Origin of the sequence: Idiomarina sp. T82-3, assembly GCF_001577655.1 — a bacterium.
GTDB classification, from domain to species: Bacteria; Pseudomonadota; Gammaproteobacteria; order Enterobacterales; family Alteromonadaceae; genus Idiomarina; species Idiomarina baltica.
This window is the reverse complement of sequence record NZ_LSBQ01000001.1, coordinates 50,232-74,767: the sequence shown is the minus strand read 5'-3', so window position 1 is coordinate 74,767 and position 24,536 is coordinate 50,232. Positions and strand designations below refer to the sequence as shown.

Annotated in this window: 25 protein-coding genes; 21 read left to right on the top strand and 4 right to left on the bottom strand. The window is 49.2% G+C overall.

Going from position 1 to position 24,536, the window contains the following annotated elements:
- Positions 1–33: 33 nt before the first annotated feature.
- The 8 genes from rlmN (at position 34) to der (ending at position 8,643) form a co-directional block, all read left to right on the top strand.
- Positions 34–1,170, top strand: coding sequence for a dual-specificity RNA methyltransferase RlmN (gene rlmN / locus AWU56_RS00290; protein ID WP_006956946.1), 1,137 nt, complete (start codon positions 34–36; stop codon positions 1,168–1,170).
- 49 nt (positions 1,171–1,219) lie between these two features.
- Positions 1,220–1,630 (top strand): tetratricopeptide repeat protein, encoded by a 411-nt coding sequence (locus tag AWU56_RS00285; RefSeq protein ID WP_116287568.1) that lies wholly within the window; start codon positions 1,220–1,222, stop codon positions 1,628–1,630.
- A gap of 48 nt (positions 1,631–1,678) precedes the next feature.
- Complete coding sequence (locus tag AWU56_RS00280; protein ID WP_286681451.1) at positions 1,679–2,842, top strand: RodZ domain-containing protein; 1,164 nt, start codon at positions 1,679–1,681, stop codon at positions 2,840–2,842.
- 20 nt (positions 2,843–2,862) lie between these two features.
- Positions 2,863–3,981: a flavodoxin-dependent (E)-4-hydroxy-3-methylbut-2-enyl-diphosphate synthase gene (ispG, locus tag AWU56_RS00275; RefSeq protein WP_286681450.1), complete on the top strand. Its 1,119-nt coding sequence runs from the start codon at positions 2,863–2,865 to the stop codon at positions 3,979–3,981.
- Positions 3,982–4,047: 66 nt separating this feature from the next.
- Entirely contained in the window at positions 4,048–5,325 is a 1,278-nt protein-coding gene (hisS, locus tag AWU56_RS00270) for a histidine--tRNA ligase (RefSeq protein WP_286681449.1), read from the top strand.
- Between the two features lie 9 nt (positions 5,326–5,334).
- On the top strand, positions 5,335–5,952 hold the full coding sequence (locus AWU56_RS00265; RefSeq protein ID WP_006956937.1) for a YfgM family protein: 618 nt from the start codon (positions 5,335–5,337) through the stop codon (positions 5,950–5,952).
- Complete coding sequence (gene bamB, locus AWU56_RS00260; RefSeq protein ID WP_272978700.1) at positions 5,952–7,190, top strand: outer membrane protein assembly factor BamB; 1,239 nt, start codon at positions 5,952–5,954, stop codon at positions 7,188–7,190. Before AWU56_RS00265 ends, bamB begins: the two co-directional genes overlap by 1 nt.
- Before the next feature lie 13 nt (positions 7,191–7,203).
- Positions 7,204–8,643, top strand: a complete 1,440-nt coding sequence (gene der / locus AWU56_RS00255) for a ribosome biogenesis GTPase Der (RefSeq protein ID WP_006956933.1) — start codon at positions 7,204–7,206, stop codon at positions 8,641–8,643.
- 52 nt (positions 8,644–8,695) lie between these two features.
- Here der and hslO read toward each other — a convergent pair whose 3' ends face one another.
- Positions 8,696–9,532, bottom strand: coding sequence for an Hsp33 family molecular chaperone HslO (gene hslO / locus AWU56_RS00250; RefSeq protein ID WP_286681448.1), 837 nt, complete (start codon positions 9,530–9,532; stop codon positions 8,696–8,698).
- Positions 9,529–9,924 carry a ribosome-associated heat shock protein Hsp15 gene (gene hslR / locus AWU56_RS00245; RefSeq protein WP_006956928.1) on the bottom strand — a complete coding sequence of 132 codons (396 nt, stop codon included), beginning with the start codon at positions 9,922–9,924 and terminating at the stop codon, positions 9,529–9,531. The genes hslO and hslR overlap by 4 nt, the downstream gene beginning before the upstream one ends.
- Positions 9,925–10,127: 203 nt before the next feature.
- Here hslR and gspC point away from each other — a divergent pair, with 203 nt between their 5' ends.
- From gspC to AWU56_RS00180, 13 genes are all read left to right on the top strand, one after another.
- The gene (gspC, locus tag AWU56_RS00240; protein ID WP_286681447.1) at positions 10,128–11,009 is read left to right on the top strand and encodes a type II secretion system protein GspC; all 882 of its coding nucleotides are present in this window, start codon (positions 10,128–10,130) and stop codon (positions 11,007–11,009) included.
- 5 nt (positions 11,010–11,014) lie between these two features.
- Complete coding sequence (gene gspD / locus AWU56_RS00235; protein WP_006956925.1) at positions 11,015–13,102, top strand: type II secretion system secretin GspD; 2,088 nt, start codon at positions 11,015–11,017, stop codon at positions 13,100–13,102.
- Positions 13,095–14,576 carry a type II secretion system ATPase GspE gene (gene gspE / locus AWU56_RS00230; RefSeq protein ID WP_286681446.1) on the top strand — a complete coding sequence of 494 codons (1,482 nt, stop codon included), beginning with the start codon at positions 13,095–13,097 and terminating at the stop codon, positions 14,574–14,576. Before gspD ends, gspE begins: the two co-directional genes overlap by 8 nt.
- 3 nt (positions 14,577–14,579) lie before the next feature.
- Positions 14,580–15,806 (top strand): type II secretion system inner membrane protein GspF, encoded by a 1,227-nt coding sequence (gene gspF / locus AWU56_RS00225; RefSeq protein ID WP_006956923.1) that lies wholly within the window; start codon positions 14,580–14,582, stop codon positions 15,804–15,806.
- 2 nt (positions 15,807–15,808) lie between these two features.
- A complete protein-coding gene (gene gspG / locus AWU56_RS00220; protein ID WP_006956922.1) occupies positions 15,809–16,246 on the top strand; it encodes a type II secretion system major pseudopilin GspG in 438 nt (145 codons plus the stop codon).
- Positions 16,247–16,249: 3 nt separating this feature from the next.
- The gene (gene gspH / locus AWU56_RS00215) at positions 16,250–16,828 is read left to right on the top strand and encodes a type II secretion system minor pseudopilin GspH (RefSeq protein WP_286681445.1); all 579 of its coding nucleotides are present in this window, start codon (positions 16,250–16,252) and stop codon (positions 16,826–16,828) included.
- Positions 16,815–17,216 carry a type II secretion system minor pseudopilin GspI gene (gene gspI / locus AWU56_RS00210; RefSeq protein ID WP_286681444.1) on the top strand — a complete coding sequence of 134 codons (402 nt, stop codon included), beginning with the start codon at positions 16,815–16,817 and terminating at the stop codon, positions 17,214–17,216. The genes gspH and gspI overlap by 14 nt, the downstream gene beginning before the upstream one ends.
- Positions 17,206–17,874: a type II secretion system minor pseudopilin GspJ gene (gene gspJ / locus AWU56_RS00205; RefSeq protein WP_006956919.1), complete on the top strand. Its 669-nt coding sequence runs from the start codon at positions 17,206–17,208 to the stop codon at positions 17,872–17,874. The genes gspI and gspJ overlap by 11 nt, the downstream gene beginning before the upstream one ends.
- Positions 17,867–18,835, top strand: coding sequence for a type II secretion system minor pseudopilin GspK (gene gspK, locus AWU56_RS00200; protein WP_286681443.1), 969 nt, complete (start codon positions 17,867–17,869; stop codon positions 18,833–18,835). The genes gspJ and gspK overlap by 8 nt, the downstream gene beginning before the upstream one ends.
- Before the next feature lies 1 nt (position 18,836).
- On the top strand, positions 18,837–20,054 hold the full coding sequence (gene gspL, locus AWU56_RS00195; RefSeq protein ID WP_286681442.1) for a type II secretion system protein GspL: 1,218 nt from the start codon (positions 18,837–18,839) through the stop codon (positions 20,052–20,054).
- Positions 20,051–20,581: a type II secretion system protein M gene (locus AWU56_RS00190; RefSeq protein ID WP_286681441.1), complete on the top strand. Its 531-nt coding sequence runs from the start codon at positions 20,051–20,053 to the stop codon at positions 20,579–20,581. Before gspL ends, AWU56_RS00190 begins: the two co-directional genes overlap by 4 nt.
- A complete protein-coding gene (locus tag AWU56_RS00185) occupies positions 20,578–21,315 on the top strand; it encodes a type II secretion system protein N (RefSeq protein ID WP_286681440.1) in 738 nt (245 codons plus the stop codon). Before AWU56_RS00190 ends, AWU56_RS00185 begins: the two co-directional genes overlap by 4 nt.
- 105 nt (positions 21,316–21,420) lie before the next feature.
- Positions 21,421–22,245, top strand: coding sequence for a mechanosensitive ion channel family protein (locus AWU56_RS00180; RefSeq protein ID WP_006956914.1), 825 nt, complete (start codon positions 21,421–21,423; stop codon positions 22,243–22,245).
- 31 nt (positions 22,246–22,276) lie between these two features.
- Here the strand turns inward: AWU56_RS00180 and AWU56_RS00175 are convergent, their stop codons facing one another.
- Together AWU56_RS00175 and AWU56_RS00170 are read right to left on the bottom strand one after the other, a co-directional pair.
- Positions 22,277–23,551 carry an O-acetylhomoserine aminocarboxypropyltransferase/cysteine synthase family protein gene (locus AWU56_RS00175; protein ID WP_286681439.1) on the bottom strand — a complete coding sequence of 425 codons (1,275 nt, stop codon included), beginning with the start codon at positions 23,549–23,551 and terminating at the stop codon, positions 22,277–22,279.
- On the bottom strand, positions 23,548–24,498 hold the full coding sequence (locus tag AWU56_RS00170; RefSeq protein WP_286681438.1) for an alpha/beta fold hydrolase: 951 nt from the start codon (positions 24,496–24,498) through the stop codon (positions 23,548–23,550). Before AWU56_RS00170 ends, AWU56_RS00175 begins: the two co-directional genes overlap by 4 nt.
- Positions 24,499–24,536: the final 38 nt, after the last annotated feature.

Here is a 24,536-nt window from a genome sequence, read left to right as displayed (position 1 = left end):
TGGCGCACGGTACTTTTTAGATACAGGAAATTTATGACCAACGCTATCGATAAAAAAGTGAATCTTCTAAACCTGAACCGCGATGGAATGAAAGCCTTTTTCAAAGAGATGGGCGAAAAACCGTTCCGTGCCGATCAGGTCATGAAATGGCTCTATCACTTTTGTGTCGACGACTTTGATGAGATGACCAATCTCAACAAAGGACTACGCGAGAAGCTCAAACAATGTGCTGAAATTCGCGCACCAGAAATTCGCGAGCAGCAGCAATCGAGCGATGGCACGATTAAATTCGTCATGACATTGTTTGATGGTCAAGATGTTGAAACTGTTTGGATCCCAGAACGTGACCGCGCCACCTTGTGCGTTTCATCACAGGTAGGCTGTGCTCTTGAGTGCACTTTCTGCTCAACGGGCCAACAAGGTTTCAACCGTAACCTCAACGTAGCGGAAATCATTGGTCAGGTGTGGCGTGTTAATCAGCTACTCGGGGCCTATGGTAAAACAGGTATCAAGCCTGTGACTAACGTCGTCATGATGGGCATGGGCGAACCGCTGCTCAATCTCAACAATGTGGTGCCAGCGATGGACCTCATGATGGATGATTACGGTTTTGGTTTGTCTAAACGTCGAGTTACCTTGAGTACCTCAGGTGTGGTACCGGCATTGGACAAGCTACGCGAGCAAATCGATGTAATGCTCGCTATTTCGTTGCATGCGCCTAACGACGAGCTGCGCAATGAAATCGTACCGATTAATAAAAAGTACAACATCGAACAGTTTTTAGCGTCGAGTCGTAAATACGTTGAGCAGTCAAAAGCTCAGCATAAAGTGACGGTTGAGTATGTCATGCTCGATCACGTAAACGACTCGATGGACCAAGCGCATGAGCTCGCTCGTACGCTTAAAGATACACCGAGCAAAATCAACCTGATTCCGTTTAATCCATTCCCAGGTTCCGACTATGGTCGTTCGAGTAATTCGCGCATTGACCGTTTCGCTAAAGTATTAATGGACTATGGTTTTACTGTTATGGTTCGTAAAACTCGAGGCGACGATATCGATGCCGCATGCGGTCAGCTCGTAGGCGATGTTATCGACCGCACTAAGCGTATCCTAAAACGTCAGCAAGCGCAGCGCGGCGGTGATGCTATTCAGGTTAAGTCAGACTAGACAGTGATGAATACCTATGCCTTGAGTGACTAAGTAAGGAGTAACTTCAATGCATAGGTTTATCCTAGGAGCGATAGGATTTGCTTTAACGGCCTGTTCTGTTTCCACTGATGAAACGGTAGTGGATGCCCATTTGAGAGCGGGAATGGCTTATTTAGCCCAGAACCAGCTTGACCACGCCGAACGGCACTTTAAACAGGCATTTTTGGCAGACCCAAAGCGAGTAGACACTGTGTTAGCCCTAGGACACTGGTATTTACGTAAAGAACGTGTCAATTCTGCGTTGCTACTTTACCAAGAAGCATTATCATGGCAACCTATGAGCGGAGTTCTGCACAACAACTATGCCGTAGCGCTGTGTCTATCAGGTCAGCAGCAAGCCGCTCAGCGTGCATTTGCGCAAGCCCAACGATTAGGCGCGCAAGCGAGCCAGCAAAATCACTGTGCACAACATCACTAGAATGTAATTCGCTCAACTTTAGTTAAACTAGGGAACGATCCAAAGATCATGACTGCCGATAATTCATCTGCAAATAACAACTCAAGCGCAGACTCAAATAACGAAGAACTAATGTCGTCGCAAGAGCAATCACGTCGCCCCATTGCAGGTCCGGGACACATTCTTAAAGAAGCGCGTGAGGCAAAATCGATGACGCCTCGCGAGGCCGCTGATCGTTTACGTTTGCGTTTACAGGTCATTGAACTGATTGAAGCAGATGACTATGACACCTTTTCAACGACCACCTTTGTCAAAGGCTACCTCCGTGCTTACGCCAAATTGTTAGGTGTTGATCAAAGCAAAATTGATGAAGCTTACAAATCCCTGAATATCCAAGAACCTGAAAGCACGCCGATGCAAAGCTTTTCGCGTCGAGTAAAACATCAAGAGAGCGATAACCGATTGATGATGATCACTTGGCTAGTGGTTGTGGTCGTTATCGCGTTGGTAATTTGGTGGTGGCAAGACAGTGATTTGAGCTTCTCGAAGTTGAGCAATGATGTCGAACAAGCGGTTACTGAACAAACCGACTCAGCGCAACAAGAGGACAGCACAGATACACCGACTCTGCGTCAATCAAATCAGGCGCAAGAAGCCACTTCGAGCGAACAGCCATTGCTTGAATCTGAAGTCAGTGCTGCCGATGCAAGTACTTCATTAAGTATTAATGATCCTGCCCAACAGGATGAAATGAGCCCAGACACGATTGAGCAACCTGTCGCAGAGATGCCAGAAACGTCATCAAACCAACAAGTCACATCCGAAGCGATGTCGGAGGTGGCGCAAGAAAGTGATGCGAACGAACCGCGTGAAGCACGCACCGCAGAGCAAAATACTGCGTCAGAACCTGAGCCAACAGTGTCGGCGAGCAGCGACGCTAACTCAGTATCTGGCGGCGATGAAGATGAAGCAGACAATACCGCACTAGCCGCCGATTTAGTGATGGAGTTCAGCGAAGAGTGCTGGGTAAAAGTTGAAGACGCCGATGGTGAAGTGCAAGCGATTGGTACAAAAGCACAGGGCTATCGTATGCCGGTACCTGGTAAAGCGCCGTTTTCGGCGACCATCTGCAAGCCCGCCGCCGTGACTATTACCTATGCAGGTAATGCGTTAGACTTATCAAATTATCGTCAAGATCGTGTCGCACGATTAACGATTCCTTCAAGTAATTAAAAGACCGAGTGTAAGCCGTTATGATGCACGAAAATCCAATTAAGCGCAGACCTTCCCGTCGGATCTATGTAGGTAATGTGCCGATTGGAGACAATGCGCCCATTGCTGTTCAGTCAATGACGAATACTGAAACGACGGATGTTCAAGCGACTGTTGAACAGATAAAACGTATTGCAGCCGCTGGTGCTGATATTGTTCGTGTCTCTGTGCCAACGATGGATGCAGCAGAGGCGTTTAAGCTGATTAAGCAACAAAGCCCTGTTCCCCTTGTTGCCGATATTCACTTCGATTACCGCATCGCACTTAAAGTGGCTGAATACGGCGTTGATTGTTTACGAATTAACCCGGGCAATATCGGTCGTGAAGATCGTATTCGCGCAGTTGTAGACGCCGCGCGCGACAAAAATATTCCGATTCGTATCGGTGTGAACGGCGGTTCGTTAGAGCGTGAATTGCAAGAGAAGTATGGTGAACCGACACCGGAAGCGCTCGTTGAATCAGCTATGCGACATGTTGATATCTTGGACCGTTTAGACTTTCAAGATTTTAAAGTCAGTGTTAAAGCATCCGATGTGTTCTTAGCGGTAGAATCGTACCGTCTTTTAGCGAAGCAAATCGATCAACCCTTACATTTAGGTATTACCGAAGCCGGTGGCCTTCGCAGTGGTTCGGTTAAGTCGTCCATTGGTTTAGGCATGCTGTTAGCAGAAGGCATTGGCGACACATTACGCGTGTCACTTGCCGCGGATCCTGTCGAAGAAATCAAAGTGGGTTTCGATATGTTGAAATCGCTGCGTATTCGCTCGCGCGGAATCAACTTTATTGCCTGCCCCAGCTGTTCACGGCAAGAGTTTGACGTGATTTCTACGGTGAATGCGTTGGAGCAGCGACTCGAGGACATCACCGAGCCGGTGGATGTTTCTGTGATTGGCTGTGTGGTCAATGGTCCCGGTGAAGCATTGATTTCAGAAGTCGGTCTTGCCGGTGCCAAAAGCAAGAGTGGTTTGTATATTGGTGGTGAGCGCCAAAAACTGCGGCTCGATAACAATGATCTCGTGGATCAATTGGAAGCTCAAATCCGTGATCGCGTAGAATATATAAAAAAGCATCGCATTGATGTAAAAGAAATCGACAACTGATTTTACCCGCCGTCGTAAAGACTCTATAATACGCGCTTATTTTGTAGGCTAAACGGAAGAGTAACCGTGGCAAAGACCATCCAAGCAATTCGAGGAATGAACGACCTGTTACCAGAGCAGACAGCTGCTTGGCAACAGGTCGAGGCGATAATCCGTCAAGTTGCCGCAAGCTATGGCTATCAAGAAATACGCATGCCAGTGCTTGAGAGCACGGCACTGTTCAAGCGTTCGATTGGTGAAGTGACCGATATCGTTGAGAAAGAAATGTACACTTTTGACGATCGGAACGGTGAGAGTGTGACCCTGCGTCCCGAGGGCACGGCGAGCTGTGTGCGAGCCGGTAACCAACATGGTTTGCTGTACAATCAGATTCAACGTTTGTGGTACATGGGCCCCATGTTTCGCTACGAGCGTCCACAAAAAGGGCGTTATCGCCAATTTCATCAATTTGGTATTGAAACTTTTGGCCTTGAAGGTGCCGATGCCGATGCTGAAGTGATTCTCTTATCAGCTCGACTTTGGAAAGCTCTGGGTATGGCCGATCAAGTTGAGTTGCAACTTAACTCGCTTGGTTCAAATGAAGCGCGGGCACGCTATCGTGATGCGCTGCGTGACTATTTAGAGCAATATAAGAGCGAATTAGACGAAGACAGTCAACGCCGACTCGACACTAACCCGCTACGTATTTTGGATTCGAAAGATGCCAATACGCAGCAACTGTTAGAACAGGCACCTAAGTTATCGGACTACTGGGACGAAGAATCCAAGCAACATTTTGATGAGTTAAAAGCTCGCCTCGATGCAGCAGGGATTTCCTATGTATTCAACGAACGTCTTGTGCGTGGTCTTGATTACTATAACCGCACCGTGTTCGAATGGGTCACTACCGCTTTAGGCGCGCAAGGTACCGTGTGTGCGGGTGGCCGTTACGATGGCCTGGTTGAGCAATTAGGTGGTAAGGCAACACCGGCTGTTGGCTTTGCCATGGGCATGGAACGTTTAGTTCTGCTGCTCCAAGAACAAGAGAAACTTGCACCGCGACGTGCCGTTGATGCCTATTTAATGCCTTTAGGTGAAGCTGCGGAACTTAACGCTCAAGCTGTTGCCGAAAAGCTGAGAAATGAACTACCGGACCTGCGCATCGTGGTGCACAGCGGCGGCGGTGCAATGAAAAAGCAAATTAAGAAAGCCGATAAATCCGGCGCTGAAGTGGCGCTGATTTTAGGCGAGAATGAATTAGAAAATAATCAGTTAACGGTCAAACCCTTGCGGACGACTGATGACCAACAAACACTTGGTTGGGGCGAACTGGTCGTTGCGCTCAAACCATTGACACAAGAATAGGGGTGTCCTGTGGATCAAACAGAAGAACAACAAGTAGAACGAATTAAAGAGTTTTGGGCCGAACACGGTAAAGGCATCATCGCAGGTGCGATCATTGGCTTAGGCTTGTTCTTTGGTTGGCGCTATTATGATAAAGCGACCATCGAAGCGCAAAACACCGCATCACGCGGCTACGAAGCGGTCGTGAGCCAGCTCAATGCGGGTGAAGAAGGTGCGATAAGTAATGCACAAAACTTCATTAAATCGCATCAAAATTCGCAATACGGTTATCTAGCAGCGTTGCAGCTCGGTCGTTTTGCCGCGGATGAAGGTGATTTAGCAACAGCGGTCACATCGTTCCAATCCGTGATTGATGGTGGTGCTGATGATAATCTAGCAGCGATTGCGCGTGTTCGTCTGGCGCGTGTGTTGGCAGCACAAGCGCAATATCAGCCTGCGCTCGATGTTCTTAACGTTGAACTACCAAAAGCGTATTTGGCATTCGCTAACGAAATTAAGGGCGATGTATACGTTGCTCAAGGCGATACGGCAAAAGCACGTGAAGCTTATGAAAAAGCACTCAACAGCGACGGTTCGACTCTGTCTCCAGCGGTAGAACTCAAACTCAACAGCTTGGCGAAGTCATAATGCAGTCTAAAACAGCGATGAAATCTTTATTTCGTACCAGCCTGATTGCCTTAGCAGGGCTTTCATTGTCGGCGTGTTCTCTTTTCGGTGATGACGACGAAGAAATCAAAGTCGCTCCGTTACAACCAGTCAGCCAACAGGTCGATACACGGATCAAGTGGGAACGTTCGGTCGGCGATGGCATCGGCGATTATTTTTCACGGCTCAACCCAACGGTAGCCTATGGCAAGGTATTTGCCGCCGATAGACAGGGCCTTGTTAAAGCGTTTGATAAAGAAACCGGTGAAACCCTGTGGCAAGTTAATTTACATAGCCTGATAGAAATTAACGAAGGTTCAGACGATAGCTGGTTTGGAGGCTTGTTTGCTTCACCCTTCCCGGCTCGTATCGCCGGTGGCTTAGTCGCTCAATATAATAAGTTGTTTTTGGGCACCGAAAACGGTGATGTTGTCGCACTAGATACCGAAACAGGCAAACTTGTTTGGCATGCTGAAGTGGGCAATGAGGTCACATCTGACCCAGCCGTGGGTGATGGTATGGTTGTGGTGCACACAACCGGCGGCAAAGTGATTAGCCTCTCGGCTGACACCGGTGAACAGAACTGGACTTTCGAATATCAGACACCCACCCTAACTTTACGCGGCGCTTCGGCACCAACGATCGTAAGCGGTGGTGTGATTTTAGGTGATGCATCAGGCAAAGCTTCGGTCTTAATTGGCACTAGCGGTCAGCAAGCTTGGACGCAAACGGTGGGCGAGCCGACCGGTGCCACTGAGCTAGAGTCGTTAGCAGATATTGATGCCAACCCAGTGGTCGTGGGCGGTGTGATTTATATGATCGCTTATAACGGCGAACTCGTTGCGCTAGAGCTGCGTTCGGGTGAAGTGCGTTGGAAGCGTGATTACAGTTCTTATGAAAATCTCTTAGTCGACACGGGTAGCATCTATTTAACCGATGCGGATAGTCACGTGTTTGGGCTGGATATTCAAGGTGGTATTGAGCAGTGGAGCAATAACGAGCTGTTTGGAAGAGCACTCACCGGACCTAAGAAAGTAGGTAATTATTTAGCTCTCGGTGACTTTGAGGGTTACCTCCACATACTCTCGGCAAACTCGGGAGAAATAGTTGGTCGTATGGAATTGGGCGGAGATGGAATTTACGCGCAGCCAGTATCCGACGGCAACACTCTTTACGTACAAACCCGCGATGGCGACTTATACGCTATCGAGGTAAATTAGGAAATCGCTATACATGTTACCTGTCGTGGCCTTAGTAGGTCGACCCAATGTAGGCAAATCTACATTATTTAATCGTTTAACTCGAACTCGGGATGCGCTGGTAGCAGACTTCCCGGGCTTGACCCGTGATCGTAAGTATGGCCAAGCCAATTACGACGGTTATCAGTTCATAGTTGTCGATACCGGCGGTATTCACGGTGATGAAGAGGGTATTGACGAGGTGATGGCTAAACAATCGCTGCAAGCGATTGAAGAGGCTGATGTTGTCTTGTTTTTGGTCGATGCACGCGACGGCGTCACCGTAGGTGATCAAGCGATCGCGACTCATCTGCGTAAACAAAAGAAAAAAGTTTACTTAGTTGCTAACAAGATTGATGGAATCGATGCGGATTCTGCAATGGCAGACTTTTATTCGCTGGCACTAGGTAACCTCTATGGCATCGCGGCGGCGCACGGGCGCGGTGTTGAACATTTGTTGGATTCATGCTTTAAGCCGTTAGCCGACGACTACCCAGACGTTATCGTGCCGGATGAGCCGGATAGCGAAGATCTGGAGCACGACGAAATTGATTACGATGCGTTACCGTTAAAGCTTGCTATTGTTGGGCGGCCAAATGTAGGTAAGTCAACACTCACTAACCGTATTCTTGGTGAAGATAGAGTGGTGGTGTTTGATATGCCTGGCACTACGCGTGATTCAGTCTACATCCCCATGGAGCGCGATGGACGAGAATATGTCTTGATCGATACCGCAGGTGTGCGGCGTCGGGGGCGTATTGATGAAGCGATTGAAAAATACTCAGTGGTTAAGACCCTGCAGGCAATCGAAGATGCCAACGTAGTTTTAGCGGTTATTGATGCACGGGAAACCATCAGCGACCAAGATCTTAACCTGATTGGTTTTGCGCTGAACGCCGGTCGTTCGATCGTGATCGCTGTCAATAAATGGGATGGTTTGCAGCAAGACCATAAGGATGAAATTAAACGGGAACTCGATCGTCGCCTAGGCTTTGTCGACTTCGCCCGTTTGCACTTTATCTCAGCGCTACATGGTACGGGCGTTGGTCACTTATTTGAGTCCGTTGAAGAAGCTTATAAGAGTGCGACGCAACGTGTGTCGACCTCTAAGTTGACCAAGATTATGGAGATGGCACAAGAAGAGCATCAGCCGCCATTGGTTGGGGGGCGTCGAGTGAAACTGAAATATGCGCATGCTGGGGGTTATAACCCACCGCGTATCGTGATCCACGGTAATCAGGTTACTCGCTTGCCAGGTTCTTATCAGCGCTATTTAACGAACTATTTCCGTAAGGCGCTTGGGGTCATGGGAACACCGATTAAAGTTGAGTTCCGAGAGCCGAAAAACCCGTACGCCGGTAAGAAGAACAACCTGACGCTATCGCAGCAACGCAAACGTCGTCGGTTGATGAAGTTTGTTAAGAAGAGCAAATAGCACAAAAAGAGGTCCTCAGGACCTCTTTTTTTATCCATGCGTAGCCGCGCGGCTACGCAAAGTCTTCGTCTTTAAAAACATATTCCGTCAGACAGTAGTCGCAGGTCATGACAATCTCGCCATCCTGCTCAAGGATCTGTTTAAGCTCGTCAACAGGGACTGACGCCAATGCCTCTAATGTGCGCTCTTTCGAACAGCCACATACAAAGCTAACCGGTTGCGATGGATACATATGTACGGTTTCTTCGTGATACAGACGATGCAGCAGTTGTTCAGTCGGAAGTGTAAACAATTCTTGTGCGGTCACGGTCTCGGTCAAGGTCGCCAAGTGCTCAAAGCCAACCATGTCTTTCCCCGAGGCAGGCATGCGTTGTAAAAACATACCCGCAGCATGCTCGCCATCGGCGAATAGCCAAACGCGGGTCGACAACTGTTCAGACTGTTCGAAGTAGTCTTGAATAACCTCTGCGAGTGAATCGGCGTCGGCACTGACAACGCCCTGATAGCGCTCGCCATCTTGCGGAGTCAAGGTAATAATCAGTTGCCCGCGGCCAATCAGGCTGCGTAAATCAGTTTCACCAATATCAGCGCGCACCCGAGCAATACCGCGTAGTTCTAATGCATGGTTACCATTAACAGCGACAAAATTAACCGGTCCATCGCCTTGCAGTTGCACCGCAATATGACCTTCAAACTTGAGTGTCGCAGTCAGCAACGAAACGGCCGCCATCATTTCACCAAGCAACTGTTGTACCGCCGGATGATACTGATGTCCTTTAATTAAGCTTTGGTAACTACTGGTCAATTGCACCATCTCGCCGCGTACATCTTGCTCTGCAAAGCTGTAGCGCGCGAGTTGATCGGTTGGATAGTCAAGCTGGGTTGTCATGTATTACCACCATCTTTCATTTTAATCAGTTGCCGGCGTTGTTTCTTATCCGGACGTTTGTCGGGATGTGGGTTGTAAAGCGCATTCAACTTACGCGCCTCAGCATTCTGCTCGCGTTTCTCTATACTCGCTTCAGACTCTTGGTAAAGTGATTGTGCCTCAGGCGCTCCCCGTCGTTGCTCGCTCAGCCCCAATACTTCGACCTCTTTGCTGTCAAAGCCTTGTCGTAAGGTAATTCGATCACCTATCTGCACGAGCTTAGAGGGTTTACTGCGTTTACCTGCAACGTGTACTTTGCCAGATTGAACCATCTGACGTGCAAGCGCCCGCGTTTTATAAAAGCGCGCTGCCCAGAGCCATTTGTCGAGCCTTACACCACTGTCTTGTGTCATAAAATCGTCACGAAAATATTATAAAATTAGTGTTAATCGATTGTTGACTACTCGTGCCTACGCTACAATGCCAAAACATCAAATTACTATAATTCGACGATGCGAGACTAGCGCTAGCCATCAAGTTGCGTATATTGTATCAAATTCCTATACGGATGTAGTGCATTGCTTCGGTAAAACAACAACGATAAAAGTGAATTAAATTGATAAGCCTAACGCCATCAACCCAGAACGCGAGTCAGTGGATATCCCGCTCGATCACCTTAGTAACGGTGCTTTTGTGGATATGGGTCGTCATTGTTGCTGCGCAAGCAACGTGGTGGTTTGTTACGCCCACGCCAGAGACTCAGCAACGTCCAGACGTAGACGTGCGTTCACAAAGTCGCGACAACCAAAGTGTCGATCTCGCTCAGTTACAGCAATTGCCTATTTTTGGCCGTCAGCAGGCCGGTACCCAAACGCATGGTAATGATTATGCAAACGCACCTAAAACGTCATTGAACGTGCGTTTAGTCGGAGTCTCTGCCAGTTCGCGCCCCGAGCGGTCAGCGGCTATTATTGAGCAGGCGGGTAAGCAATCGACCTACATTGTCGGTGATACGATAGGGCGAAGCCGTGTCAGTGTGGAACAAATCCTTGCCGATCGTGTCATTCTCGATAACGGTGGGCGTTTAGAAACATTGCAATTAGAGGACATTGGTGAAGACCGTCCAGCATTATCGTTAGTTGTCGAAAGTAGTGATAAAACTGACGCTAATGAACCGAAAGACACCGCGAACGCATTGCAAAGAGTTAAACAAGATCCGGGTCAACTATTAGACTACGTTTCTATCACACCCGTTTTAGAGCAAGGTAGCTTACAAGGCTACCGCCTTTCGCCTGGTAATCAGGCCGATATATTTTATCAAGCAGGCTTTCAGGAAGGCGATTTAGCCGTCGCAATCAACGGTTATGACTTGACCGATATGCAACAAGCCTCAGAGTTGAGCAGCCAATTACAGGACGCAACCGAAGCAAATGTGACGGTGCTACGTAACGGCGAGCGTATCGAGCTGAGTCTGCAGCTTCCTAACCAGCAGGAATAATAATTATGACAGTTACCCGTTTTGGTCCAAAAACATGGTTGAGTGCGCTGGCCATTGCAGTCGGTTCGGTATCAATGACGATGCCTGCGCCGTCAATTGCGCAAGAATACGCCGCTAGTTTTAAAAATACGGATATTACTGAGTTTATACAGGTGGTCGGTCGTAACTTGGGTAAAACCATTATTATCGATCCGAATGTGCGTGGCACCATCGATGTGCGTAGCTACGATGTAATGAACGAAGATCAGTATTATCAATTCTTTTTGAATGTCCTAGAAGTGTATGGCTTTGCTGCGGTGCAGATGGATTCGGGGGTGATTAAAGTTATCCGTGATAAAGACGCTCAACATGCGCCTTTGCCGGTGGTTGCGGGTGACCAAAACGAACAAGGCGACACCATGATCACTCGGGTGGTGCCGGTAGAAAACGTCTCAGTGCGTGAGTTGGCACCGTTATTACGTCAGTTAAACGACCAAACGGGCGGCGGTATGGTGGTAAGCTATGACCCCTCCAATGTCATCATGATGACAGGTCGTGCCGAGACGATTTCACGTTTGGTGCAAATTATCGAACGTGTTGATAAAGCCGGTGACCAGGATGTCGACATCGTGGAACTGCAGTATGCTTCGGCACGTGAACTGGTAGGGATTGCGCAAAATTTATTTGAAAAAGCGAATGCCGATGGCACTCCTGCATTATTGATTCCGAAAATTGTCGCCGATGAACGCAGTAACAGCGTTATTGTCAGCGGTGAGCCGCGCGCACGTTCTCGGGTTGTTAAATTGATAAAGCAACTCGACCAAGACCTTAAAACTGAGGGTAACACCCGCGTTTACTACCTCAAGTATGCGCGCGCCGAGGAAATGGTCGAAGTATTACAAAACGTCAGTCAGTCGATCAAAGCGGAAGAAGCGAAACAAACGGGCCAGAATTCGGTACGAAACCGTGCTGATAACAGCATCAGTATCAGTGCGCATGAATCCACTAACACTGTGGTAATAACCGCCGAACCCGACATGTTAGCAGCGCTTGAGAACGTAATCCGTGATCTCGATATTCGTCGAGCGCAAGTGCAAGTCGAGGCGATTATCGTCGAGGTATTAGAAGGCGATAATGTCGATTTTGGTATTCAATGGATCAGTGAAAATGGCGGCTTAGTTCAATACAATACGGGTAACCAAGTTCCGATCGGTAGTTTAGCCGCAGCAGCATACCAGGCTCGCCCGCGCGAGGGTACATCTGTGACTACTGTCAACGATAATGGTCAAACAGTGACAACGACCAATCCCGAAGAGCGTGGCAATTTAGAGCTTCTAGCGAACTTGCTTGGCAACGTAAACGGAATGATGTTTGGAACAATCCAAAATGATTGGGCGGCGGTTGTTCAAGCTGTTTCACAAGATACCAACTCTAATATCTTAGCCACACCAAGTATTGTTACAGTTGATAACGAAGAAGCCAGTTTTCTCGTCGGTCAGGAAGTACCAACGATCACAGGCTCCACACTCGGCAATGATAACCAAAGCCCATTCCAAACAGTGGATCGCCAAGAAATCGGTATTAAGCTCAAGGTCACCCCGCAAATTAACGAGGGTAATGCCGTACAAATGGTGATAGAACAAGAAGTCTCGAGTCTAAGTGGCGCAACATCGGTCGATGTTATCGTGAACAAACGCGAGTTAAAGACCACCGTGATGGCTGAGGACGGCGAAACTATCGTTTTAGGCGGTTTGATAGATGAGGATGTCCAAGAATCGGTATCGAAGATTCCATTACTTGGCGATATTCCCTTTATCGGTCGGTTGTTCAGTTCAACCTCAACATCCACACAAAAGCGCAACTTGATGGTATTTATCCGGCCAACTATCGTTCGTAACGGTAGTAAGCTCTCTGATATCAGTAAGCAAAAATACAACTACATGCGAGCACTACAACTCGATCGTCGGTCTCGTGGTGTGGCACTGATGCCTGACAAAGAAACACCAGTGATGAACGACTGGAACAGCGATTTAACCTTGCCGCCGAGCTTTGAGGAGTACCTCAACGAAAAGGGCGCGATTAAAGAAGAGTTAAAAGAGCAGCAAGATGACTGATGCCAGCAATATTGCCACAAAGCGCTTACCTTTTAGCTTTGCTAAGCGTTTTGGTGTTGTGGTTGAAGATGGCGAGCCGCCCGTCGTGCATCATCGCGACGGCGCGTCAGCAGAGACGCTACTTGAGGTACGGCGTCGTTTAGGCGAGGTATTTACCTTACAACGGCACGATACCGAAGCATTTGAGCGTTTGTTGACCCAAGCCTATCAGCGCGACTCATCCGAGGCGAAACAACTGATGGAAGATATCGGCAATGAGTCCGATTTATTCTCATTAGCGGATGAGCTGCCGCAAACCGAAGATTTATTAGAGAGTGAAGATGACGCGCCTATTATCAAACTGATCAACGCGATGTTGAGCGAGGCGATTAAAGAAGGTGCATCAGATATTCACATCGAAACCTACGAGAAGCAGTTAACCATTCGCTTTCGTATCGATGGCGTTCTGCGTGAGGTGCTGACACCTAATCGCAAGCTGTCTTCATTGTTGGTTTCGCGTATTAAAGTTATGGCGCAGCTGGATATTGCCGAGAAGCGAGTGCCACAAGATGGTCGTATCTCTTTACTGATTGCCGGACGTGCCGTCGATGTGCGGGTTTCGACTATGCCATCGAATCACGGTGAGCGCGTGGTGCTGCGTTTGTTAGATAAAAACAATGCCCGTCTTAATCTAGAGCAACTCGGTATGACAGAAGCTAACCGCGAAGTATTCGCCGAGCTGATCCATAAACCTCACGGTATTATCTTGGTTACCGGTCCTACCGGCTCGGGTAAGTCGACCACGCTCTATGCCGGACTGACCGAAATTAATTCGAAAGACCGCAACATTTTGACGGTTGAAGACCCGATAGAATATGCAATTGATGGTATCGGGCAGACGCAGGTTAATCCGCGTGTTGATATGACCTTTGCGCGGGGCTTACGTGCGATTTTGCGTCAGGACCCTGATGTCGTCATGGTCGGTGAGATTCGCGATATCGAAACTGCACAAATTGCTGTACAGGCTTCATTAACCGGTCACTTGGTTTTGTCGACGCTGCATACTAATACCGCAGCAGGCGCGATAACACGCTTAGAAGACATGGGCGTAGAGCCATTCTTGTTGTCTTCAAGCCTACTCGCGGTGTTGTCACAGCGCTTAGTAAGGACCTTGTGCCCAGACTGTAAGCAGCCGCATCAGGCAGATGAAAAAGAGCGGGCGCTACTTGGTGTGACCGATTCAGCGTTGACGATTTACCGAGCGCAAGGTTGCGAGAAGTGCAACCAGACAGGTTATCGCGGACGCACGGGCATACACGAACTCATCGAAGTGGATGAGCACGTACGTGAGCTCATTCATAACGGTCACGGCGAGCAATCCATTGAACGCTATGTGCGTAAGAATACCCCGAGCATTCGCAGCGATGGCTTGGCGAAAGTACGCCATGGCGTAACCACCCTTGAGGAAGTTTTGCGCGTGACGCGCGAGGAGTAATCTGTGGCGGCTTTTGAGTATCATGCGCTGGCGGCAGATGGGCGTAAGAAAAAAGGCATCATCGAAGCAGACACCATTCGCCAGGTGCGTCAGCAATTACGCGATCAAGGGCTCATCCCTATGGATGTTATGCCCGCCGCCGAACAAGAACACAAGAAAGGCCAGCAGCAAAGTCGTTGGCGTCGTGTACGCCGTGTCAAAGCACAAGATCTTGCGCTGATTACCCGTCAGTTATCGACCTTGGTCAACTCGGCTTTACCGATCGAACAGTGTTTGCTCGCCGTGGCAGATCAAAGTGAAAAGCCACGCATGAAACAACTACTTATGGCGGTGCGCAGTAAAGTAGTCGAAGGTTATGGTCTGGCGGAGGCGATGGCGGAATATCCCGGCGTGTTCGATTCGCTCTACACAGCGATGGTCGCGGCCGGTGAAAAGTCAGGCCACTTGGATCAAGTCCTGGATGAGTTAGCCGATTACACCGAACAACGCCAGCATATGAAGAGCCAGTTGACGCAAGCCTTGGTGTATCCAGTGATGCTGACACTAGTGGCGATCAGTATTGTGATCTTTCTGCTAGTGTCTATTGTGCCGCAAATCGTGCACAACTTTTCTACCCTCGGACAGACGTTACCACCCACCACTCAATTTATGATTGGTTTATCGGAGTTTTTGCAGAACTGGGGCTTGTTTATCTTAGCCGGAATTGTGGTGTTAGTGTTTGCCTTTAAGCAATGGTTAAAGAAGCCCGAACATGAGCTTAAATACCATAAACGGCTGTTAAAGTTGCCGTTGCTAGGTCGAGTGATTCGGGGCGTCAGTACTGCACGTTTCGCGCGTACCTTGAGTATACTTACATCATCGGCAGTGCCGTTACTCGATGGGCTTAAAATTACCGCCACGGTGATTGGTAACCGTGCGATCAGAGAAGCCGTGGACGAAGCGGCAACGCGGGTACGTGAGGGGGCATCACTGCGTGCGGCATTGCAAGAAACCGGTTTGTTTCCACCAATGATGCTCCACATGATCGCCGCAGGTGAGAAATCCGGTGAGTTACAGCAAATGTTGCGACGCACCGCAGATAACCAAGACAGAGAATTTGAATCATTGGTGCAAATATCACTCAAAGTCTTTGAGCCGGTGCTTATCGTTTCGATGGCCGGGATTGTATTCTTTATTGTATTGTCAATTATTCAGCCAATTTTGCAGTTGAACCAGAGTATAGGGTTTTAAATATGATGCGTAAAAATCAAGGTTTTTCATTGGTCGAAATTATGGTGGTTATCGCCATCATCGGTATTCTAGCTACCATGATTCTACCCAATGTGTTGGGCAGCCAAGAGCAGGCGAATAAACAGAAAGTAACAGCAGATTTAGTCTCGCTTGAGAACGCGTTAGCGCAATATCACTTAGATAACGGCATGTTTCCAACCACAGAACAAGGTCTAGAAGCCTTGGTGGAGCGGCCTAACGTTGATCCGCAACCGCGCAACTACCGCAATGGCGGCTATATTCAACGTCTGCCGCAAGACCCGTATGGTAACGACTATATGTTACTTAACCCCGGTGAGTACGACGATATCGATATTTTCTCACCCGGTCCCGATCAACAGCCAGGCACTGATGATGATTTTGGTAACTGGATGATCGGACAAGACAACGAATCCAACTAAGTAATGCGCTCATCGGCGTGCAAGCCATCAGGGTTTACCCTTGTTGAGATTCTCGTGGTGATGGCGATCGTGGGTTTGATTGCTGCATCGGTGGTATTTACTGTGCCGAGCATGACCCGCGATGAAACCACGCCACAAACCGCCGCCGCCACACTGAAAGCCCAGCTCCAGTGGGCGCGGGAACGCGCGATGATAGAGCAACGTCCGCTCGGGTTGTTACTTAAGACCGAAGGGTATGAGTTTTTAAGGTGGCAGCAAAGCGAAGAAGGCTGGCGTTGGCAAGCGGTCAATGAGAAGGGTTTAGCCGCTCAGGATTACCAAGATAACCTCAGTCTCGAATGGCGTATCGATGAGCCGCCCTTTATTGCGCAAGAAAAGCAGTTAGAAAACACCCTGTTTTCGCCGTCTGATGATAATGACGACGAAGAGCAGCCGATGCCTCAGTTGCTGATACTGCCGACAGGCGAGTTGACACAATTTTCGATTCAGTTTGCCGCGCCCTTTGGTACCGAACCGAGCTACTGGTTAATTGCTGATAGCGCTTGGACCACTCGCATAGCAGATAGTGATGAAACGCAATAATCGTGGTTTTACATTAATCGAGGTCATGGTTGCCATCGCCATCTTTGCGATGGCGGCACTGGCGGCTGTGTCGGCTGCAAGCGGTCACCTTAATAGTTTAAGCACCATCCAACAGCGCACCTTTGCCCAGTACGTAGCGGCTAACCGACTGACCGAACTGAATCTAACAACCACCTGGCCGCTTAAAGATAATCAGCGCGGTAGTGAACGCCAAGGCGGCGTTGAGTGGCAGTGGCGGCAACAAGTGGTTGAAACGGTCACACCCAATGTGGTGGCGGTGACTATTGAAGTCACACAGGGGGAGCAGGATTACCAATGGGCGCGACTGACCCAATATGTTCGTAAACCTCAATTAGCCGATACCGACGGAGGCGATAATGCGCTCTGAACGCGGTTTCACCTTAGTTGAGATCATGGTCACCATGGTTATTTTTACTTTGATAGGGCTCGCAAGTTACACGGTGCTCGATCAAATGTCGCGTACCAAAAGCTTGTCAGAAGAATCCTCCGAGCGTATCGAACAACTGCAATTCACTTGGCTGCTTATCCAACAAGACATGCGCCAAGCGGTGCCTAAGCCGACGCGTCCCAATGGTTTAGAAGTCGCACAACAGCTGATTACTAACGACGAACGCATTATTGAATCACAAAGTGGCGTCTTAGGATTTGTGCGCAGCGGTTACGATAACCCTGGCTTAATGTTGCCACGCAGTGAACTTCAGCCGGTGGTCTATCGCGTGCAAGATAATGTTTTACAGCGTATGACCTACCCGTATGTGAACGACCGCAGTGGTGAGCCTGTGGTGCAAGATCTGCTGGAGGGGGTAAAGTCCTTTCAAGTACGCTTTTATCGTTCGTCTCAACAGTCGCAATCGAATCAAGGCATTGAAGCCGGCTGGCGCACCAGCTGGGAAACACCGGATGACTTCCCAGCTGCCATCGAGTTAACGATTAACAGTGAAGACTACGGCGAAATTAGACGGCGCTTTTTAACCGGTGTTGAGCCGGCACAAACGGTCAAGAAAGAGGGTGATAACAATGCGTAAGCAGCAAGGTGTCGCTCTTATTACCGTGTTGTTGGTGATGGCTATCATCGCTGTCATTGCAACGAACTTGGGTACTCAATTACAACGCCAAGTGACGCGCACGGCCAGCTTTGAACAATCAGAACAAAGCTATTGGATGTGGCTAAGCGGCGAAGCCGTTCTCAAGGAAGTGCTGCAACAGGAAATCGAACGCGATGACGGTATCGTTCATGCCAGTCAGAACTGGGCACAACGCGCCGGGCCGTTCCCGGTGGAAGGCGGACAGATAGCTGCGCAAGTAAAGGATTTACGTAGTTGTTTCAACCTCAACAGTTTAGCTGGCACTGAGCAGCAAGGTCTTAGCCTTGAAAAACGCCGCAAGCAGTTTCAACAACTACTCGTCAGCCTAGAGCTTGATGCCTTCCAAGCCGAGAGTTTGGCAGGCGCACTGACCGACTGGCTCGACAGCGACAGTGAACTGTCGCAAAGTGGCGCTGAAGACCCTGATTACGAAGCGTTACCACACCCTTATCAAACCGCCAATGGGTTGTTATTTGATGTCAGTGAGTTGCGCATGATTAAAGGTTTTACGGCTGAAGTTGTGCAACGTATTAAGCCCTACGTATGTGCTATTCCCGGTAACGCAGAGTTACGTATTAACGTCAACACGCTCGATGAAGAGCGCGCGGTTTTGCTGGTGGCGGCGACTCAAGGTAAGCTAACCTTGGATGGTGCAAAACAATTGATTCAAGCACGCCCTGAACAGGGCTATGAAAGCCGCGAAGAATTGCTGCAAGATAGTTTACTAACGGGGGCGCAGGACGGTGAAACCGGCTCGCTCGATGAACTCGCTGTTAGCAGTGAGTACTTTTTACTACAAGCTTATATACAATGGGGGTCGTTAGAGACCACCGCTCGCTCAGTGCTACATGTGACAGCAGGTCAAGCGCGTGTTGTGTACCGAGCCATGGGAGAAGATTGATATGCAAGAACGCTTACTCATCAGGTTACCGGCCTCCGATGCCGAGCCAAGAATAAGTTGGCTGATTTGGCAGCCCTCAGGTGCCGAAGTGATTGCTAGTGGTGAGCTCAATGATCCAGCTGAACTGACGCAGTTAACCGAGCAGGCAAAGCGCTGTCAGGTGACCCTGTTGTGTCCGGGGCAAGCGATTTCGATGCGTAAAGTCACCATTCCTAACAGTGGCAAACGTCACCTCGATAAGCTAATTCCTTATGCGTTGGAAGATGAACTGGCAGATGACATCGATAGCCTGCATTTTGCTTGGGCGGAAAACGGCATTAAAGAAGGCCAGATCCCCGTCGCGGTTGTCCGTCATAGTGAAATGCAGCAGTGGCAGCAATGGTTAGCCGCAGCACATCTTGAAGCCGATGAGTGGGCGGTTGACTACCTGATGCTTCCAGAGCCTGAGAGTGAGCAACAGTGGACAGGTGTGCAAATTGCTGACGACGTACTCATTCGTATGGGACGTTGGGATGGTTTGGCCGTTGAACAAACATTGGCGGACGCCGTGGTCGGGTTAAAACAGAGTGAGTACCCACAAACCAACCAAGTGGTGGCTTATTCCGATATCGCGCTCAACGACAGTGCGCTAGCGCTCGAATTTGCCAACAGTGAACTGCCGATGGTAGCGTTTGCCAAACAGCGGGTGAGTCTCGATATTCGCGGTCAACGGTATGCTCCCAAGCGAGCCAAACGAACCCTTGAAATACGTTGGCAGCCGCTGGCGTGGGCGGCGGGTATTGCGCTCGCAGTGACACTGGCCAGTAGCTGGGTCAAAACGGCTTATTTAAACCACCAAGCAGAGCAGCTACAGCAGCAAGCCGAAACGTTATACAAAAAGACGTTTCCGAATCAAACACGCATCGTTAACCTACGTGCGCAAATGCGTCAGCAATTACAATCCTTAGGTATCGATGATCAAGCCATGCCATCGGCATTAGCGATGCTGGACCAGTTGGCGCCGGCATTTTTACAACAACCACAGCTGAGCCTTGAGTTGCTGCGTTATCAAGATGGCGCACTGCGGATGCAAGCAGTGGCACAAAACTTCTCACAATTCGAGGCCTTCCAGAACCAAGCACAACAACTCGGTTTTGAGGTGCAGCAGGGCGCGCTGAATAATCGTGGTGACGGTGTCGCAGGCACCTTGACTATTGCCTATCAAGGAGGTCGTTCATGAGTCGTCTTACACCATTACTACAAAAACTCACGCAAACGCCCCTAGTACAAAGTGCGCAACAGCGCTGGGCGCAACTTGCGGTACGTGAGCAAAACCTCGTGAAAGGGCTCGGTGCTGTTATCATCGTTGCCATAATCTACTTTGCCATCTGGCAACCCACCTATAGCGCCCAGCAATTAGCTGAACGGCGCTTAGAGGGGCAACAGCAACAGTTACTCTGGCTGCGTGAACAAGTGGCACGCTATCAGTCATTGTCTGCAACCCAAGCACAATCCGAGGTCAGTGGGTCGTTGTCGCAGCGCGTCAACGAAGCGGCTGCCAGCAATAAGATCCAAATTGCACGGATGCAGCCGCAAAACAATGGACTCATCGTCAGTGTCGATGAAACCTCGTATCAACAAGCGATGAGCTGGTTATATGCGCTTGAACAGACCTATCAATTGCAAGTGACAACACTCGATTTAGCGCGATTAGACGAGCCCGGCAAAGTACGTGTGCGACAAGTGTTGGTAACGGAGAAATCATGAAGAAGTGGTTGTGGTTAATTCCAGTCTATCTCATTGCACTGATTGCCTATATGCCGGCGGCAGTGGTGCATTGGTTGCCAATGCCAGCCGGCATTTATGTTGAGCAAGTATCGGGCACGTTATGGCAAGGCCGGATTGGTTATGCGGTGGTTAATCATACCGCTTTTCATAACGTCAGCTGGTCACTGGCACCGAGTCAGCTGATTACCGGTCAACTCGGCTTTTCAGTGACGGTACCGAGCAAAAATAATCCACTGGCCGCGCAAGCATCAGGCAGTGCGTCATTGAGTTCGATTGAATTGACTCAACTGCGTGCGACAGGTGAGTTGGCGCCGCTGATGCAACTGGTTAATTTTAATATGCCACTAAAGACAGAAGGACAATGGCGTATCGCATTAGAAAATTATGCACTGAATGATCTGTCGGGCGCCAAGCTTTGTAGTGCATTAAAAGGAAACGCGTCAGGTTCGAACATTCGGGTACTGGTTAATCACCGCTGGGAGACGCTGGGTGATTTTCCGCTGAACCTTGGCTGTGCACAAGCCGGGGCAGTAGCACTGTCGATGGCCGGAGAGAACAGCTTAGGTCTTAATTTCGAGGGCACGGTGAGCCCCAGCTCAATACGTGTGAATGGTACGGTGCAACCCAATCCCAGAACGCCCGAGGGACTGGCAAAAATGTTGAGTTATTTAGGACGACCGGATAATCAGGGACGTTATCGTTTCTCAATTTAGTGGTTGTTGACTTGCCGAGATAAAAATAAATCGTTAATCTGAACGCATCTTCAAGAAATCAGATGCTATATATAACCGTATCTTTGCCAACAAAAGGACATTTTGATGCAAGCTATAATTGATTGGATTAATAATAACCAAGACATGCTGATCGAATATTCGATCAAAGTGATTGTCGCGATTGTTATTCTGTTTGCCGCTTCAATAGTGACGCGTATCCTCGCCTCAATCATGCGCAAAGGGATGCAAAAACGGCAGGTCGACAATGCTGTTATCAGCTTTTTAACAGCCATTGTTAAATCACTGATTTTCATCGCCGCATTGATGGTCGCATTGAATCAAATCGGTGTTGAAACCACATCGTTTATTGCCATATTAGGTGCTGCGGGTCTTGCCATCGGTTTAGCATTGCAAGGTTCACTCTCGAACATCGCGTCGGGTGTATTATTAATCATGTTCCGTCCCATTCGTTCGGGTGAGTACGTGGAAGCCGCAGGAACAGCAGGTACGGTTGAAGAAATAAATATCTTCCAGACCATCTTAAAAACACCGGATCGTAAAGTGGTCTATCTACCGAACTCACAAGTGATTGGCAGCGCCATTACTAACTACAACCGTGAACCGATCCGTCGTATCGATTTAGTGATCGGTGTCAGTTACAGCGCTAACTTGCAAAAAACCAAAAAAGTATTAATGGAGGTGCTCAAAAATGACGAGCGCATCTTGCAAGATCCAGAGCCGGTCGTGACCGTTACAGCACTCAATAGTTCTTCGGTGGACTTCAATGTGCGCCCGTGGACTAAAACCGAAGATCACTGGCCAACGCGTTGGGACTTACTCGAAAAGATTAAAGATCGGTTAGATGAAGAAGGTATTGGTATTCCGTTCCCACAAATGGATGTCCATATCAAGAAAGAAGACAAAGAATAAGATGATTAAACGGGGCGTCAGCCCCGTTTTTTCATGCTTGCTGTAAGGCTTGCTCGATATCCGCAAGGATATCATCAATGTGTTCGATCCCCACGCAAAGACGTATCGCCTCAGGTGTCACACCAACCGCCGCTTGTTCTTTTTCATTGAGCTGACGATGAGTGGTTGAGGCAGGATGGCACGCTAAACTTTTCGCATCACCAATGTTGACCAAACGTTTGAACAACGCCAATGCGTCGTAAAAGCGCACGCCCGCCTCAAAGCCACCTTTGATACCAAAGGTCAGTAGCGAAGCAGGCACACCGCCATTAATGTATTTCTGCACCCGTTGGTAATAGGCGTCATCTTCAAAGCCGGCAAAACGAACCCACTCAACCTGTGGATGCTCACGCAAATACTCAGCCACTTTTAGTGCGTTTTCGCAATGACGCTCGATCCGCAGCGGTAGCGTCTCGAGCCCTTGCAGGATTAAAAACGCATTAAACGGTGAAATCGCCGCACCGGTATTGCGCAGTGCGACGGTTCGTACACGCGCAATAAAAGCAGCGGCTTCAAATGCCTCGGTATAAACAATGCCATGATAAGCCGGCTCCGGCTGACTAAACTGAGGGAAACGGTTTTTATGTTTAATCCAGTCAAAACGACCCGAGTCAACAATCAGGCCACCGACCGAGGTACCATGGCCACCGATATATTTGGTTAACGAGTGCACGACAATGTCGGCGCCAAAATCGATGGGCTTACAGAGCACTGGTGAAGCCACTGTGTTATCAACCACTAACGGTACGCCTTGGGCATGAGCGACCTCAGCGAGGCCTTCTAAATCCGCCACATTACCTGCCGGGTTGCCAATGGTTTCGCAATAAACGGCTTTGGTGTTGTCATCAATGAGCGCAGCAACCGCTTCTGCCGTATCATTCTCAGCAAATCGCACCTCAATGCCAAACGAGGGCAGCATATGGCGGAACAACGTGTAGGTGCCCCCGTAGAGCTGCGGTGTAGTGACAATGTTATCGCCCTGACTGGCGAGCGTGATCAGTGCATATTCAATCGCGGCCATCCCCGATGCAACAGCCAGCGCCGCGATCCCGTGTTCGAGTTCGGCAACGCGCTGTTCAAGCACATCATGAGTCGGATTCATAATACGTGAATAGATATTACCCGGTACCGTTAAATCAAATAGATCGGCACCATGCTGAGCGTTATCAAACTCAAAAGCGACCGACTGATAAATCGGTGTAGCAACGGCCTTGGTGGTTGCATCGGTGGTATACCCGTGATGAATCGCTAACGTTTCGTCTTTCATAAAATATCCTCGGTCAGGGGCAATTGAGTACCCCGTGTCGTCTTAAGTTGGGGTAAAAAATGGCGCACAACAGCGGCGTAGTCGGCTACGTTCTTAATAAAGCCGTCGTGACCAAAAGGCGTATCAATCAGGGCGAGCCCACGGCAATCAGGTAATGCTTCTTCTAGCTGATGCATCAAGCGCGGTGGCGCAATAATATCGGATTCAAAGCCAACCAGTTGTACCGGTACGGTGATGCGTGATGGGTCGATTCGGTACTCGTTTAAAATAGGCGTCAAATGGGTAAACAAGCTCTGCGCATGCTGACCATGGCGCTTAAGTAACTTTTCACCTTGCGCTAATAAATAGCTAAAGGCTTCGTCGCCGTCATTAAAACGCTGTTCAAATTCGTCCGCGCTGCGGTAAGTCAACATGGCAAGTGCCCGCGCCAACACGACGCCTTGCTGGGAACAATCGGCTTGTTGCAGTAACGCTTGCTGAAATAAGCGCAGTGCTGCCGATTGCACCGAAGGTTGATGAGCCGCGCCAATAACGACCAGTGAATCGGGTTTAATGAGCCCATCCTGAACCAATTGCAAACCGAGCACGCCGCCAAACGAGCCGCCCAACCAGGCACCTGGTTGTGTTAAACCGAGTGAACGCAATACGCTGGCATAAGCCTCAGCGTGCTGGCCCAGTGAAATAGGTTCGGCTGGTGTATCAGAGCCGCCCACACCACCGAGGTAATCTAAACTGATCACTTGCAGCTCAGGGTGCGGCGCAAACAGCGGATGCAACGATTGCCACCATCCATGACCATCTAAACGCCACAGTTGACCGCTGGCGCTGATACCGCCTTGCACAATAATCGTATGTTCGGGCTTTGCGTCAATATTGCCAAAACGAAAGCCTTTCACCCGTCCATAAGGTGTTTCTGTATAAAAGGAGCGTCCTACCGGAAAAACCATGATGACCTCAACGCCGATTAATGGATGAGTTCAATTTA

Bases quoted from the DNA above. Each gene is read 5' to 3' on its own strand.
- rlmN (WP_006956946.1), top strand. From the start codon at position 34: ATGACCAACGCTATCGATAAAAAAGTGAATCTTCTAAACCTGAACCGC.
- AWU56_RS00285 (WP_116287568.1), top strand. From the start codon at position 1,220: ATGCATAGGTTTATCCTAGGAGCGATAGGATTTGCTTTAACGGCCTGT.
- AWU56_RS00280 (WP_286681451.1), top strand. From the start codon at position 1,679: ATGACTGCCGATAATTCATCTGCAAATAACAACTCAAGCGCAGACTCA.
- ispG (WP_286681450.1), top strand. From the start codon at position 2,863: ATGATGCACGAAAATCCAATTAAGCGCAGACCTTCCCGTCGGATCTAT.
- bamB (WP_272978700.1), top strand. From the start codon at position 5,952: ATGCAGTCTAAAACAGCGATGAAATCTTTATTTCGTACCAGCCTGATT.
- der (WP_006956933.1), top strand. From the start codon at position 7,204: ATGTTACCTGTCGTGGCCTTAGTAGGTCGACCCAATGTAGGCAAATCT.
- hslO (WP_286681448.1), bottom strand. From the start codon at position 9,532: ATGACAACCCAGCTTGACTATCCAACCGATCAACTCGCGCGCTACAGC.
- hslR (WP_006956928.1), bottom strand. From the start codon at position 9,924: ATGACACAAGACAGTGGTGTAAGGCTCGACAAATGGCTCTGGGCAGCG.
- gspD (WP_006956925.1), top strand. From the start codon at position 11,015: ATGACAGTTACCCGTTTTGGTCCAAAAACATGGTTGAGTGCGCTGGCC.
- gspE (WP_286681446.1), top strand. From the start codon at position 13,095: ATGACTGATGCCAGCAATATTGCCACAAAGCGCTTACCTTTTAGCTTT.
- gspG (WP_006956922.1), top strand. From the start codon at position 15,809: ATGATGCGTAAAAATCAAGGTTTTTCATTGGTCGAAATTATGGTGGTT.
- gspH (WP_286681445.1), top strand. From the start codon at position 16,250: ATGCGCTCATCGGCGTGCAAGCCATCAGGGTTTACCCTTGTTGAGATT.
- gspI (WP_286681444.1), top strand. From the start codon at position 16,815: ATGAAACGCAATAATCGTGGTTTTACATTAATCGAGGTCATGGTTGCC.
- gspJ (WP_006956919.1), top strand. From the start codon at position 17,206: ATGCGCTCTGAACGCGGTTTCACCTTAGTTGAGATCATGGTCACCATG.
- gspK (WP_286681443.1), top strand. From the start codon at position 17,867: ATGCGTAAGCAGCAAGGTGTCGCTCTTATTACCGTGTTGTTGGTGATG.
- gspL (WP_286681442.1), top strand. From the start codon at position 18,837: ATGCAAGAACGCTTACTCATCAGGTTACCGGCCTCCGATGCCGAGCCA.
- AWU56_RS00190 (WP_286681441.1), top strand. From the start codon at position 20,051: ATGAGTCGTCTTACACCATTACTACAAAAACTCACGCAAACGCCCCTA.
- AWU56_RS00185 (WP_286681440.1), top strand. From the start codon at position 20,578: ATGAAGAAGTGGTTGTGGTTAATTCCAGTCTATCTCATTGCACTGATT.
- AWU56_RS00180 (WP_006956914.1), top strand. From the start codon at position 21,421: ATGCAAGCTATAATTGATTGGATTAATAATAACCAAGACATGCTGATC.
- AWU56_RS00175 (WP_286681439.1), bottom strand. From the start codon at position 23,551: ATGAAAGACGAAACGTTAGCGATTCATCACGGGTATACCACCGATGCA.
- AWU56_RS00170 (WP_286681438.1), bottom strand. From the start codon at position 24,498: ATGGTTTTTCCGGTAGGACGCTCCTTTTATACAGAAACACCTTATGGA.